Origin of the sequence: Aquibium microcysteis (assembly GCF_014495845.1) — a bacterium.
GTDB classification, from domain to species: domain Bacteria; phylum Pseudomonadota; class Alphaproteobacteria; order Rhizobiales; family Rhizobiaceae; genus Aquibium; species Aquibium microcysteis.
This window is the reverse complement of the sequence record NZ_CP061080.1, coordinates 4259226-4272255: the sequence shown is the minus strand read 5'-3', so window position 1 is coordinate 4272255 and position 13030 is coordinate 4259226. Positions and strand designations below refer to the sequence as shown.

At 69.4% G+C, this 13030-nt stretch carries 13 protein-coding genes; 12 read left to right on the top strand and 1 reads right to left on the bottom strand.

Translation table 11 applies throughout. The features are described from left to right. Window positions 1-121: 121 nt before the first annotated feature. The 12 genes from obgE to IAI54_RS19950 all read left to right on the top strand — a co-directional run bounded on the left by obgE (window position 122) and on the right by IAI54_RS19950 (window position 12258). Window positions 122-1156 carry a GTPase ObgE gene (gene obgE / locus IAI54_RS20005; protein ID WP_187968859.1) on the top strand — a complete coding sequence of 345 codons (1035 nt, stop codon included), beginning with the start codon at window positions 122-124 and terminating at the stop codon, window positions 1154-1156. Window positions 1157-1160: 4 nt separating this feature from the next. Further along, the gene (gene proB / locus IAI54_RS20000) at window positions 1161-2324 is read left to right on the top strand and encodes a glutamate 5-kinase (protein ID WP_187968858.1); all 1164 of its coding nucleotides are present in this window, start codon (window positions 1161-1163) and stop codon (window positions 2322-2324) included. Further along, complete coding sequence (locus IAI54_RS19995) at window positions 2318-3601, top strand: glutamate-5-semialdehyde dehydrogenase (protein ID WP_187968857.1); 1284 nt, start codon at window positions 2318-2320, stop codon at window positions 3599-3601. The genes proB and IAI54_RS19995 overlap by 7 nt, the downstream gene beginning before the upstream one ends. Before the next feature lie 51 nt (window positions 3602-3652). Continuing rightward, complete coding sequence (locus tag IAI54_RS19990) at window positions 3653-4243, top strand: nicotinate-nucleotide adenylyltransferase (protein ID WP_187973257.1); 591 nt, start codon at window positions 3653-3655, stop codon at window positions 4241-4243. Between the two features lie 144 nt (window positions 4244-4387). Then, complete coding sequence (locus IAI54_RS19985) at window positions 4388-5695, top strand: MFS transporter (protein WP_187973256.1); 1308 nt, start codon at window positions 4388-4390, stop codon at window positions 5693-5695. 163 nt (window positions 5696-5858) lie between these two features. Next, the gene (gene rsfS / locus IAI54_RS19980) at window positions 5859-6215 is read left to right on the top strand and encodes a ribosome silencing factor (protein WP_187973255.1); all 357 of its coding nucleotides are present in this window, start codon (window positions 5859-5861) and stop codon (window positions 6213-6215) included. A 20-nt stretch (window positions 6216-6235) separates the two neighbouring features. Further along, complete coding sequence (rlmH, locus tag IAI54_RS19975; RefSeq protein ID WP_187968856.1) at window positions 6236-6718, top strand: 23S rRNA (pseudouridine(1915)-N(3))-methyltransferase RlmH; 483 nt, start codon at window positions 6236-6238, stop codon at window positions 6716-6718. A 145-nt stretch (window positions 6719-6863) separates the two neighbouring features. Continuing rightward, window positions 6864-8225: a murein hydrolase activator EnvC family protein gene (locus IAI54_RS19970; protein ID WP_187968855.1), complete on the top strand. Its 1362-nt coding sequence runs from the start codon at window positions 6864-6866 to the stop codon at window positions 8223-8225. After that, entirely contained in the window at window positions 8215-9540 is a 1326-nt protein-coding gene (locus tag IAI54_RS19965; RefSeq protein WP_187968854.1) for a S41 family peptidase, read from the top strand. The genes IAI54_RS19970 and IAI54_RS19965 overlap by 11 nt, the downstream gene beginning before the upstream one ends. 75 nt (window positions 9541-9615) lie before the next feature. Then, window positions 9616-10791 (top strand): divergent polysaccharide deacetylase family protein, encoded by a 1176-nt coding sequence (locus IAI54_RS19960; RefSeq protein WP_187968853.1) that lies wholly within the window; start codon window positions 9616-9618, stop codon window positions 10789-10791. Window positions 10792-10794: 3 nt separating this feature from the next. Continuing rightward, window positions 10795-11313 (top strand): RNA pyrophosphohydrolase, encoded by a 519-nt coding sequence (locus tag IAI54_RS19955; protein ID WP_187968852.1) that lies wholly within the window; start codon window positions 10795-10797, stop codon window positions 11311-11313. Between the two features lie 15 nt (window positions 11314-11328). Further along, window positions 11329-12258 (top strand): alpha/beta hydrolase, encoded by a 930-nt coding sequence (locus IAI54_RS19950; protein WP_187968851.1) that lies wholly within the window; start codon window positions 11329-11331, stop codon window positions 12256-12258. Window positions 12259-12571: 313 nt separating this feature from the next. On the opposite strand, the gene IAI54_RS19945 is transcribed toward IAI54_RS19950, so the two are convergent. Continuing rightward, entirely contained in the window at window positions 12572-12979 is a 408-nt protein-coding gene (locus IAI54_RS19945; RefSeq protein ID WP_187968850.1) for a F0F1 ATP synthase subunit epsilon, read from the bottom strand. Window positions 12980-13030: the final 51 nt, after the last annotated feature.

Genomic DNA, 13030 nt, shown 5'->3' with positions numbered 1-13030 from the left:
ATGCCTCCGCACCGGCGAATTCCGCGGTTCACGCCCCTCGCGCCCCGGCGAGGCATGCTCTAAAGCAGTCGTCGCCCGCGCCCGCAACCGGCGTGTGACAGCAAGGACGAAAGTTTCCGTCATGAAGTTCCTCGATCAGGCCAAGGTCTACATCCGCTCCGGCGACGGCGGCGCCGGTTCGGTGTCGTTCCGCCGCGAGAAGTTCATCGAGTTCGGCGGCCCCGACGGCGGCGACGGCGGCCGCGGCGGCGACGTCTGGATCGAGGCCGTCAACGGGCTGAACACGCTGATCGACTATCGCTACCAGCAGCATTTCAGGGCGCAGACCGGCACGCACGGGATGGGCCGCAACCGCGCCGGCGGCAAGGGCAACGACGTGGTGCTGAAGGTGCCCGCCGGCACCCAGATCTACGAGGAGGACAACGAGACGCTGATCGCCGACATGACCGAGGTCGGCCAGCGCTTCCTCATCGCCAAGGGCGGCAATGGCGGTTTCGGCAACGCCCATTTCAAGACGTCCTCCAACCAGGCGCCGCGGCGGGCCAATCCCGGCCTCGAAGGCCAGGAGATGACGATCTGGCTGCGGCTGAAGCTGATCGCCGACGCCGGTCTCGTCGGCCTGCCCAATGCCGGCAAGTCGACCTTCCTCGCGGCAGTGACGGCCGCCAAGCCGAAGATCGCCGACTACCCCTTCACGACGCTGCATCCGGGCCTCGGCGTCGCGCGCGTCGATGCGCGCGAATTCGTCATCGCCGACATTCCGGGCCTCATCGAGGGCGCGCACGAAGGTGCCGGCATCGGCGACCGCTTCCTCGGCCATGTCGAGCGCACGCGCGTCATCCTGCACCTGGTCTCGGCGCGCGAGGAGCATCCCGGCAAGGCCTACAAGACGATCCGCAAGGAACTCGGGGCCTATGGCCACGGACTGGCTGAGAAGCCGGAGATCGTGGCGCTGAGCCAGGTCGACACGGTCGACCCCGACGAGCGCAAGAAGAAGGCGGCGGCGCTGAAGCGGGCGGCGGGCGTGGCGCCGCTGATGCTGTCGTCGGCGACCCGCGAAGGCGTGGAAGAGGCGCTTCGCCGCCTGATCGGGGTGGTGGAGGAAGCCCGCGCCGTGGAAGCTCCGGTCGAGGCCGATGACCGGTGGCAGGAGTAGGCGCATGACCCGCTCCCTCTCCTCGCATCGCCGCATCGTGGTGAAGATCGGATCGGCCCTGCTGGTCGACCGGCAGAGCGGCCTGAAGCGCGACTGGCTGTCCGCGCTCTGCGCGGACGTCGCCGGGCTGGCGGAGAACGGCGTCGAAATGTGCGTCGTCTCGTCGGGCGCCATCGCGCTCGGCCGCACCATCCTAGGGCTGGGGCGCCGCGCGCTGAAGCTCGAGGAGAGCCAGGCGGCCGCCGCCGTCGGCCAGATCGCGCTCGCCGGCGCCTGGTCGGAGGAACTCGGCCGCCACGGCCTCAGGTCCGGCCAGGTGCTGGTGACGCTGGGCGACACCGAGGAGCGCCGGCGCTATCTCAACGCGCGCGCCACCATGTCGACGCTTCTCAAGATGAAGGCGGTGCCGGTCATCAACGAGAACGACACGGTGGCGACGAGCGAGATCCGCTACGGCGACAACGACCGGCTGGCCGCCCGCGTCGCCACCATGATGGGCGCCGACCTGCTGGTGCTGCTCTCCGACATCGACGGGCTGTACACGGCGCCGCCCGCGCTCGATCCCAAGGCCGTCTTCATCCCGGTCGTCGACCGCATCACGCCGCAGATCGAGGCCATGGCCGGGGCGGCCGCGTCCGAGCTGTCGCGCGGCGGCATGCGCACCAAGCTCGACGCCGGCAAGATCGCGACGACGGCGGGCACCGCGATGATCATCACGTCGGGCACGCGGCTCAACCCGCTCTCGGCCATCGACCGGGGCGAGCGCGCGACCTATTTCCGGCCGAGCGACCATCCGGTGCGCGGCTACAAGACGTGGATCGCCGGCAATCTCGAGCCGGCGGGGCGGCTGACGGTCGATGCCGGTGCGGTCGGTGCGCTGATGCAGGGCAAGTCGCTGCTGCCGGCCGGCGTGCGGCGCGTGGACGGCAACTTTTCCCGCGGCGACACCGTGGCCGTCCTCTCGCCCGAGGGCCGCGAGGTGGCGCGCGGCCTCGTCGCCTACGATGCGGCGGATGCCGTCCGGATCACGGGCCTGCGCAGCGCCGAGATCGCCGCGGTGCTCGGCCACGAGGCGCGGGCAGCGATGGTTCACCGCGACGACATGGTGGTGACGGGAACCGTCGAGAAGACGATGGACGTCCAGGAGCAGGAACGAGAGCGATGCTGACCAAGCCCGACACCCGCACCGACATTTCCGAGCTGATGGCCGAAATGGGCCGCAGGGCGCGGGCTGCGGCGCGGCCATTGGCGCTGGCCGGCACCGCGACCAAGAACGCGGCGCTCGCGGCGATGGCCGAGGCCATCCTGCGCCGGTCTCAGGCGATCCTCGAGGCCAATGCCATCGACATGGCGGCGGGCGTGGCGAACGGCCTGGCGGGCTCCTTCCTCGACCGGCTGAAGCTGACGCCGGCCCGGATCGAGGGGATGGCCGCCGGCATCCGCGACATCGCCGCGTTGAAGGACCCGGTCGGCGAAACGATCGCGGAATGGGACCGCCCGAACGGCCTGCACATCGAGCGCGTGCGCACGCCGCTCGGCATCATCGGCGTGATCTTCGAGAGCCGGCCCAACGTGACGGCCGATGCCGGCGCGCTCTGCATCAAGGCCGGCAACGCGGTGATCCTGCGCGGCGGCTCCGATTCGGTGAACTCGTCGCGGGCGATCCATGGCTGCCTGGTCGAGGGGCTGGAGGCGGCCGGCCTGCCCACCGACGCCATCCAGCTCGTGCCGGTGACCGACCGGGCGGCGGTCGGCGAGATGCTGAAGGGCCTCTCGGGCAATCTCGACGTCATCATCCCCCGCGGCGGGCGCAGCCTCGTCGAGCGCGTGCAGACCGAGGCGCGCGTGCCGGTCTTCGCGCATCTGGAAGGCATCTGCCACCTCTATGTCGACCGCTCCGCCGATCTCGGCATGGCGGTGACGATCGCCGTCAACGCCAAGATGCGGCGGACCGGCATCTGCGGCGCGGCGGAGACGCTGCTGGTCGACCGCGCCTGCGCCGACACGCATCTCGTGCCGATCCTCGAGGCGCTCGCCGCCGCCGGCTGCGAGATCCGCGCCGATGCCGAGGTGCTCGCCCGCTATCCGCAGGCGAAGGCGGCGACCGATGCCGACTGGTCGACGGAATATCTCGACGCCATCATCTCGGTGAAGCTGGTCGACGGCGTCTCGGGGGCTATCGACCACATCGAGACCTGGTCGTCCCACCACACCGAAGCGATCGTGGCCGAGGATGCCGCCGCGGTCGAGCGCTTCTTCGACGAGATCGATTCGGCAATCCTGCTGCACAATGCCTCGACCCAGTTCGCCGACGGCGGCGAGTTCGGCATGGGCGCGGAGATCGGCATCGCGACCGGCCGGATGCACGCCCGCGGCCCGGTCGGCGTGGAGCAGCTGACGTCGTTCAAGTACCGGGTGCGCGGGACCGGGCAGGTGCGGCCGTGAGCGAAATCTCCGGCCTTGGCTGACACGGGGATCCCGCCGCGCTGCCTGCGCATGCCGCATGTCGAGAAGGGCATGGCGGTCGGCCTGTTCGGCGGCTCGTTCAATCCGCCGCATGCCGGCCATGCGCTGGTGGCCGAGATCGCGCTCAGGCGCCTGCGCCTCGACCAGCTCTGGTGGATTGTCACGCCCGGCAATCCGCTGAAGCGCGCGTCGGACCTCGCGCCGCTGGCCGAGCGGATCGCCGGCTCGGAAGGGCTGATCCACGATCCGCGCGTGAAAGTCACGGCCTTCGAAGCCGCGCACCACATCCGCTATACGGCCGACACGCTGGCGCTGGTCAAGCGGCGCAACCCGGGCGTCGACTTCGTCTGGATCATGGGTGCGGACAGCCTCGCCTCCTTCCACCGCTGGCAGCGCTGGCGCGCCATCGCCGAGACCTTCCCGATCGCGGTCGTCGACCGGCCGGGCTCGACGCTCGCCTTCCTGTCCTCGGTCATGGCCAAGACCTTCGCCCGCGCCCGGGTCGACGAGGAGGGCGCGCCGCGGCTGGCGCGGATGCGCGCCCCGGCCTGGACCTTCGTTCACGGACCGCGGTCCTCGCTGTCCTCCACGGCGCTGAGGCTCGCCCGGAACGACGGCTGAAGGGCAGGCGGGAGCTTGCGGGGGCGCGCTGCAGCCCTCTTTCGCGGAGGTTTCGCGAAGCCGCCGAAGCATCGTCCTCATCCGGACAGTTTCTGCCGCTTTTGTCGCTTTCGCGACGTCGCGGATGGATCAATGTCGGCGATCATGACAGCCGCCCCTTCCGACCATGCCGCCGACAGCGCCGACGCCACCGCGGTGATCTCGGCGCCGTTCATCGCCATCACCAGCGTCATCCTGTCGTCGGCGCTCGTGGCGGTCGGCAACGGACTGATGTTCGCCTTCATTCCGGTGCGGCTGGGGGCGGAAGGTCTTCCGCCCACCTGGGCCGGCCTCATCCTCACCGGCCTGTCGGCCGGCGGCATGGCGGGGTGTTTCCTCACCGGTCGCATCGTGACCCGCGTCGGCCATGCCCGCGCCTTCATGACGTTCTCCGCGCTGATCATCCTGTCCAACGTTGTGGTCGGCCTGATGGTCGACCCCTGGCTCTGGATCGCGGCGCGGGCGCTTTACGGCTTCGCCATCTGCGGCCTCTTCATCGTCGCCCAGAGCTGGCTGAACGACGTCGTCGGCAACGCCATCCGCGGCCGCGTCACCGCCACCTTCTACATGAGCTACATCGTCGGTCTCGGCCTCGGCTCCTACCTGCTCGCCTTCATCGACGCGATGGAGAACACCGCGCCGCTGCTGGCCATCACCTTCGCGGCGCTGTCGATCGTTCCCGTCGGCCTGACGCGCCTGCGCACGCCGCCGGCGCCGCCGATCGCGTCGATCGCGCTGCGCCGCGCCTGGGCGATCTCGCCCGTGGGCCTCGCCGGCATGCTGGCGGTGGGCGGCCTGTCGATGATGGTGGCGGGCTTCGCGCCGATCCATGCGACCGCCATCGGCTTCGACAAGAATGCCATCGCGCTCCTGCTGCTCGCCATGCCGCTCGGCACGCTGATCGTGCAGCTGCCCTTCGGCTGGCTGTCGGACCGGATGGACCGCCGCTACGTGCTCGTCGCGGCCTCGATCCTCGTGGCGCTGGCGGGGCTGCTCGCCATCGGCGCCGACAGCTGGGCCTTCGGCTGGATGGTGCTGGTCTACATGGTGTGGAGCGGCGCGACGGAATCGATCTATTCGATCTCGAGCGCCCACGCCAACGACCGCGCCGACAAGGGCGACCTCGTGGTCCTGTCGAGCACGATGCTGTTCGCCTGGTCGCTGTCGGGCTTCGTCATCCCCGGGCTGGCGACGATGCTGACCGCCTTCGTCGGCACGGGCGCCTTCATCGGCATCGCCATCCTGATCGCGGTGGCCTTCTGCGGCTTCGTCGCCTGGCGGCTGACCCAGACGGATGCCGTTCCTCCGGAGGTCAGCGGCGACTTCTCGCCCCTGTCGGCGCAGGCGCCGCCGGCCGCCGATCTCGCTTTCGCGCCCGCCGAATCCGGAACTTCTGCGGTCCAGCGCAGTTGAGACGACCGCCCGACGTCGGCTGTCTTGAAACTGCAGGGGGACTCCGCCTATCTTCGGGTATCGTCTGTCGCCGACCGACGATCACGTTGTTCTTGATGCGAAAGGGAAGACACTGAGAACAGCTTTGGTGAAGAAGGCTGAAATCACGCCTTCGCCAGCCGGGATGAGCCGCAACGCCGCCGTCCCTGCCCTGAAAACCGTCCTCGACTCTCTGGAAGATTCGAAGGCCGAAAACGTCGTGACGATCGACATCCAGCGCAAGTCCAGCCTCGCCGACTACATGATCGTGGCCTCCGGCCGCTCCAACCGTCATGTATCGGCCGTCGCGGACCACCTGATCAAGGCGCTGAAGGAGGCCGGGCTCGGCAATGCCCGGGTCGAAGGTCTCGCCAGCGCCGACTGGGTGCTGATCGATGCCGGCGACATCATCGTCCACGTCTTCCGGCCCGAGGTCCGCGACTTCTACAATCTCGAGAAGATGTGGCAGACGCCGGAGATGGAGGACGAAACGGTTCACTGAGCCGTTTCCGAAGGGTCGCGATGCGGATCGTCGTTCATGCCGTGGGCCGGATGAAGGCCGGCCCCGAGAGGGATCTGGCCGACCGTTATTTCGACCGTTTCGCCAAGGCCGGCCCGGCGGTCGGCCTGGAATGGGCGGGCGTCGTCGAGGTGCCTGAATCCCGCAGCCCGAACGCGCCGGAGCGCAAGCGCGAGGAAGCCGCGAAGCTCGACCGGCTGCTGGCCGACGGGGCTGCGCTGGTCCTGCTGGACGAGCGGGGAAAGAACATCGGCTCGGAAGACTTCACCGCCTGGCTGTGCAAATGGCGGGACAAGGGGCAGCGCGACCTCGTGGTCGCGATCGGCGGGCCGGACGGCCATGCGCCGGACCTCGCGCCGCGTGCGGCGCTGACGCTCTCCTTCGGCGCCCTGACCTGGCCGCATCAGCTGGCCCGGGTGATGCTGGCCGAGCAGCTCTACCGCGCCGCCTCGATCGCCTCGGGCCACCCCTACCACCGGGCCTGACCGGTCGCGGCCGACCTCGGTCGGTCCTCTCCCGCATCTTTTCGACAAAAAGCAGCGTCAAGGACGTCCGTCGGCCGCGGAGGGCTTGCATCCGCCGCCTTATGGTTGATGCTTCCTTAACCGGACGCTTCCTAGTGTGGGGGTCATGAGCGGACGTCACTCCAGGGATGGAACGGCACGACCGGCGCGCAGCCTCCTGCGCGCCGCCCTTTCGCTTGCGCTCGTCATCCCGCTGTCCGCCCTTTCGCCATCGGCCGTCCGGGCGGCGGAGGACGAGAGCGTGCTCGAAGCGCGTCGCGCCGAGACGGAAACGGAATATCGGCGCATCAGCGAGGCGATGACACTGTCGGAGAAGCGGCTGGCCGAACTCGCCGCCGAGATCGCGGCCGTCCGCAAGGACGATGCGGCCGTGACGGCGGCCCTCGTCCAGGCGGCCAAGACCGAACGCAAGCTCGCCGACGACGTCGCCGCGATCGAGCAGCGGATGGACGGGCTGAAGGAGCAGGAGGCCTCCATCCGACTGTCGCTGCAGGCACGGCGCGCCGTTCTGGCGGAAGTGCTCGGAGCCCTGCAGCGGATGGGCCTGAACCCGCCGCCCGCGATCCTGGTGCGCCCGGAGGATGCGCTGGCCTCGGTGCGCAGCGCCATCGTGCTCGGGGCGGTCGTGCCGGAACTGCGCACGGAGACCGAGATCCTCTTGTCGGACATCCGCGAACTCGCTTCGCTGCGCGCGGCGATCATGGAGGAGCGGGAGCGGTTGCTGGCGACGATCCGCGAGCAGGCCGACGAGAAGCAGCGGCTGTCCCTCCTTCTCGACGAGAAGCGCAAGCTTCTCGCCCGCAACGAATCATTCGCCGAGGCGGAGCGGCGGCGGACGGAGGAACTCGCCGCCAGGGCCGGTACTCTCAAGGAATTGATCACGGCCCTGGAGGGCGAGATCGACGCGGTGCGCAAGGCCGCCGATGCCGCGCGCCAGGCGGAGGAGGAGCGCGCCCGCCGCGAGGCCGAAGCCGCCGGCCGGCCGATCCCGGAGCAGAACCGGCTCGAGGCGGGCATCTCCTTCGAAACCATGAAGAAACAGGTCGCGCTGCCGGTCTCGGGACGGTTCATCCGCCACTTCGGCGAACCCGACGCGATCGGCAGCCGGATGCTTGGAGACACCGTTCAAACACAATCGGGATCTATCGTCACTTCACCGGCTGACGGGGTGGTTCTCTACGCGGGCCCCTTCCGATCATACGGTCAACTCTTGATCCTCGACGCGGGCGATGGCTATCATGTCGTCCTGGCGGGGATGGATCGGATCAACGTCGCGCTGGGTCAGTCGGTTCTCGCCGGGGAGCCGCTCGGCACGATGGGCGAGGCAAGGCTCGCCAGCGTGATGGCGTTCGGCAGTACCGAAGACAGTCCGGAGCTCTATATAGAGTTCCGCAAGGATGGAAAACCCGTCGATCCGTCGCCTTGGTGGGCGGAGCGCAGTTCTGGAAGGACAGGAAATGGTACGTAGATTGTCGCTTCTGTTCGCGGGCGCTCTGATGGGCGCGACCGCCATGAGCGTCGTGTACGGGTCTCCCAGCTCGACCGCGAACGCGGCTGGCTCCGACACCTATCGCCAGCTGGCGATCTTCGGCGACATCTTCGAGCGGGTCCGCGCGCAGTACGTGACGCCGCCGGACGACCAGAAGCTGGTCGAGAACGCCATCAACGGCATGCTCACCTCGCTCGACCCGCATTCGTCCTACATGAATGCCGAAGCGGCCCAGGACATGCGCGTCCAGACCAAGGGCGAATTCGGCGGCCTCGGCATCGAGGTCACGATGGAGAACGAACTCGTCAAGGTCATCACGCCCATCGACGACACGCCGGCGGCCCGCGCCGGGGTCATCGCCGGCGACCTGATCTCGCATATCGACGGCGAGGAGGTTCGCGGCCTGACGCTGTCGGACGCGGTCGACCGCATGCGCGGCGGCGTCAACACGCCGATCGAGCTCACGGTGCTGCGCGAAGGCGCAACCGAGCCGATCAAGATCAAGATCATCCGCGACATCATCAAGGTGAAGGCGGTCAAGTACCGCGTCGAGGGCGACATCGGCTACCTGAAGATCACCTCCTTCACCGAGAAGACCTTCGACGACCTGCGCAGCGCGATCTCGACCATCCGCAAGGAGATTCCCGAGGACAAGCTGAAGGGCTACGTGCTCGACCTGCGCCTCAACCCCGGCGGCCTGCTCGACCAGGCGGTCAGCGTCTCCGACGCCTTCCTCGACCGTGGCGAGATCGTCTCCACACGCGGCCGCGACCCCAAGGACGTCACCCGCTTCGACGCCCGTGCCGGCGACCTCACCGACGGCAAGCCGGTGATCGTGCTGGTGAACGGCGGCTCGGCGAGCGCCTCGGAAATCGTCGCCGGCGCGCTGCAGGACCATCGCCGCGCGGCGGTGCTCGGAACCCGCTCCTTCGGCAAGGGCTCGGTGCAGACCATCATCCCGCTGTCGGAGAACGGGGCGCTGCGGCTGACCACCGCGCTCTACTACACGCCCGCCGGCAAATCGATCCAGGGCAAGGGCATCACGCCCGACATCCGCGTCGATCAGCCGCTTCCCGACGAGCTGCTCGGTCGCGACGTGAGCCGCGGCGAGTCCGAGCTGCGCGGCCACATCAAGGGCGCCGAGGAGGACGAGGAAGGGTCGGGCTCCGCGGCCTACGTTCCGCCGGATCCGAAGGACGACCTGCAGCTGGCCTATGCCAAGGAACTTCTGGAGGGCACCAAGACCGATCCGGCGTTCCCGCCCAATCCGGACCAGGCCGTTCTCCAGCAGTAAGCCGATCACGCGCCGGCGGCTCCGCCGCCGGCGCTTTTCTTGTCTTCCCCACCGACAGGACCTCGCCAGCCGCCCGTGACAAAGGAACTCGATCGTCCGCTCGGGCAGGACAGGCGCGAACGTCCGGCGGGACGGTCCTTCCGGCCGAGGGCATCGGCCGCTGCCGGTGTCCTCGCGGCACTCGCCATCCTGAGCGCGGGCGCGGGGATCGCACTGCAGCCGGACCCCTTCCGCATCCCGGACGAGCCGTCCGTAGCCGAGGTAACGCCCGCGCCGGACGAAGTCGCTGCAGCACCCGCGGCCGGGCAGACGGGCATCCCCCTCCGCACGACACCCGCCGACGGCGCCCGGACGTCCGGACCGTCGGTCATCCGCGTCAATCCGCCGGCCGAGCCCGCGTCCAATGTCATCGTCATCCGCGATCCGTCGTCGCTCGGCCAGAACCTGCAGATCGCGCATCTTCCCGACCGGGCCCTGATCGAGCAGTCGGAACTGGGGCCGCTGCCAGTGCGCGGACACGACGGCCGCAGGGCCGCCGAGGTCTATGCGCGGCCGTGGTCCGGGACGCGCGGGGCGCGGGTCGCGCTGGTGGTCGGCGGGCTCGGCCTCTCCCAGTCCGGAACGCAGGACGCGATCGGGAAGCTGCCTTCGGAGGTGACCCTGGCCTTCGCGCCGCAGGGCAACAGCCTCGGGCGCTGGATGCAGACCGCGCGCCGGGAGGGGCACGAGATCATGATGCAACTGCCGCTCGAGCCCTTCGACTATCCGCGCGTCAACCCCGGCCGAAACACGCTGACGGTCGAGGCCGATGCCCGCCAGAACATCGACAGACTCTACTGGGTCCTGTCGCGCACGACCAACTACACCGGCGTCATGAACTACATGGGTGCCCGCTTCACGTCCGATGCCGAGGCCTTCGCACCGATCATGCGCGAACTGGGCGCGCGGGGGCTTTCCTATCTCGACGACGGATCCTCCGCCCGCAGCATCGCGGAAACGCTTGCGGCCGAAAGCGACGTGCCTTACGCGCAGGGCGACGTCGTCATCGACCAGACGCGGGACCGCGGCAGCATCCTGGCGAAGCTGGACGAGCTGGAGGCCACCGCCCGGGCGCGCGGCTTCGCCGTCGGCACCGGCACCGCCTTCGACGTGACGGTGGATGCCGTGGCCGCGTGGGCGAAAGAGGTCCGCAAGCGCGGCATCGAGATCGTTCCGGTGTCGGCGGTGGCGGCGAGCAGCACGAGGGAATAGGACATGAGCACCGCGTCGATCGATCCGATGAGCCTGCCCTACAGGCCCTGCGTCGGCATCATGGTGCTGAATCCTGCCGGTCTCGTCTGGGCCGGCCGCAGGATCGTCATTCCCAACGACGAGATGCATGGTGCCGTCCAGCTGTGGCAGATGCCGCAGGGCGGCATCGACCGCGGCGAGGATCCCTATCCCGCCGCGCTGCGCGAACTCTACGAGGAGACCGGCATGAGGTCGGTCTCGTTGCTGGCGGAGGCGCCGGACTGGATCGACTACGACCTGCCGCCGGAGCTCGTCGGCGTCGCCCTCAAGGGGAAGTATCGCGGCCAGACCCAGCGCTGGTTCGCCTTCCGCTTCGACGGCGACGAGAGCGAGATCCGGATCAACCCGCCGCCCGGCGGCCACACCCCCGAGTTCGACGCCTGGGCCTGGAAGCCGATCGACGAATTGCCGGGACTGATCGTCCCGTTCAAGCGCAAGGTCTACGAGGACGTGATCGCCGCGTTCCGGCATCTCGCGGCCTGAGCGGCGCATGCCGCGATGCTGCGCTCTCTCCTTCTCCTGGCGACGATGACGATGGCCTGCGCTGCCTTCGCAGCCGGCCGGTCCGTGGACGCAGGAGGCTTCCCCGCGACGCTCCACGACCCCGCGGGGGCCGGCCCGCTCGTCGTGATGATCGCCGGCTCCGGCCCCACCGACAGGGATGGCAACAGCGCGTTCGGCGTCACCGCCGCCTCTCTGCGCAAACTCGCTGATGCCCTCGCGGCCCGCGGTATCGGCAGCCTGCGCTATGACAAGCGCGGCGTTCCGGGAAGCGCGCCGGCCGGTAACGAGGCCGACGTGACATTTTCGACCTATGTCGACGACCTGCGAAGCGTCGCCGCCTGGGCGGCTGCGCGCAGCCCCGGCCGGCCGCTCGTGCTGCTCGGACACAGCGAGGGCGGCCTGGTGGCGCTCGAGGCGACACGAGCGGCGCCGGACGCCGTTTCCGGTCTCGTGCTTCTGGCGACCCCCGGGCGCCCGCTGGCAGAGATGCTGCGCGACCAGCTGGCGAACCTGCCGCCGCCGGGCCGCGGAGAAGCACTGGCGATCCTGCAGGAACTGGAGGCTGGCCGCCGGGTCGAGACGGTGCCCGCCGGGCTCGCGGGACTGTTCCGGCCATCGGTCCAGCCCTTCGTGGTCTCGCTGCTGGCGCTGCGGCCGGCAGCGGCGCTCACCGAGGTGGACATGCCGGTGCTGGTGGTCGGCGGCGGGACGGACATCCAGGTCGGCCGCGCGGATTTCGACGCCCTCGCAGGGGCGCGGGCGGACGTCGCGAGCCGCTGGTTCGAGAGCATGAACCACGTCCTTGCCGATGCTCCCGCCGATCGCGCCGCGAACATCGCCACGTATGGCGATCCGGACGTGCCGCTCGTCGGCGGGCTTGTCGACACGATCGCCGGTTTCGTCGACGGCATCGCGGCGCGATAGCCGGGCCGCGGGACGCGGCAGCAGCTCCGCTTCCGGCCCCGAGGGGTCGCCGCGGCTGATCGCCGGCGCCGATGGCGCGCACCCTGTCTTGCCGTGCCACATGCTTTTCTCCCTTCCGTCGCCGTCGCGGGCGTTCCGCCGTGCGTCCGTGGACAGGATAAGCGGCATTCGAGGCAGGTGGACAAAGGAGAGGCGAGCGTGTGCGCGGCGGCGGGGAGGGCGGTCGGCGGCGCCGCGCAGTCCGACGTGGCCCGAAACGAAAAGAGCCGGACCTCGCGGCCCGGCTCATTCGGTCTCGTCAGGGTACCGCCGGTCAGGCGGGCAGGATGGCGCCCTGCAGCGTCGTGAGCTGGCCGAGATACTCCTCGGCCTTCGTCCGGCCGTGATGATCGGCTGCGTCGTTGAGGTCTTCCTGGGCCTCCTTGATGCGCCGTGCGATGTCGGCGCGGTCGATCTGGTCGACGTGGATCGCCGATTCGGCGAGCAGCGTGCAGCCTTCCGGAAGGATGTCGGCGAAGCCGCCGAAGACGACGTAGCGGTCGACCTTGCCGCCGGCCGCGGTCACCGTCACCACCCCCGGCTTGATGGTGGTCATGACGGGGGCGTGGTTCGCCATCACCGTCATCTCGCCTTCCGTCGCCGGTATGACGACGGACTCGACCTGCGCGGAGACGAGCAGGCGCTCCGGCGAAACCAGCTCGAACTTGAAGGATCGTGCCATTCAAATCTAGCCGGCAGCAAATGGCGAACGGCGAAGGATCATCGACCGTCG

What these genes read in the sequence shown, in the direction of transcription:
- IAI54_RS19965 (WP_187968854.1), top strand. Translation starts at nt 8,215, where the DNA reads ATGGTACGTAGATTGTCGCTTCTGTTCGCGGGCGCTCTGATGGGCGCG.
- proB (WP_187968858.1), top strand. Translation starts at nt 1,161, where the DNA reads ATGACCCGCTCCCTCTCCTCGCATCGCCGCATCGTGGTGAAGATCGGA.
- IAI54_RS19995 (WP_187968857.1), top strand. Translation starts at nt 2,318, where the DNA reads ATGCTGACCAAGCCCGACACCCGCACCGACATTTCCGAGCTGATGGCC.
- rsfS (WP_187973255.1), top strand. Translation starts at nt 5,859, where the DNA reads ATGAGCCGCAACGCCGCCGTCCCTGCCCTGAAAACCGTCCTCGACTCT.
- IAI54_RS19990 (WP_187973257.1), top strand. Translation starts at nt 3,653, where the DNA reads ATGCCGCATGTCGAGAAGGGCATGGCGGTCGGCCTGTTCGGCGGCTCG.
- obgE (WP_187968859.1), top strand. Translation starts at nt 122, where the DNA reads ATGAAGTTCCTCGATCAGGCCAAGGTCTACATCCGCTCCGGCGACGGC.
- rlmH (WP_187968856.1), top strand. Translation starts at nt 6,236, where the DNA reads ATGCGGATCGTCGTTCATGCCGTGGGCCGGATGAAGGCCGGCCCCGAG.
- IAI54_RS19970 (WP_187968855.1), top strand. Translation starts at nt 6,864, where the DNA reads ATGAGCGGACGTCACTCCAGGGATGGAACGGCACGACCGGCGCGCAGC.
- IAI54_RS19955 (WP_187968852.1), top strand. Translation starts at nt 10,795, where the DNA reads ATGAGCACCGCGTCGATCGATCCGATGAGCCTGCCCTACAGGCCCTGC.
- IAI54_RS19950 (WP_187968851.1), top strand. Translation starts at nt 11,329, where the DNA reads ATGCTGCGCTCTCTCCTTCTCCTGGCGACGATGACGATGGCCTGCGCT.
- IAI54_RS19945 (WP_187968850.1), bottom strand. Translation starts at nt 12,979, where the DNA reads ATGGCACGATCCTTCAAGTTCGAGCTGGTTTCGCCGGAGCGCCTGCTC.
- IAI54_RS19985 (WP_187973256.1), top strand. Translation starts at nt 4,388, where the DNA reads ATGACAGCCGCCCCTTCCGACCATGCCGCCGACAGCGCCGACGCCACC.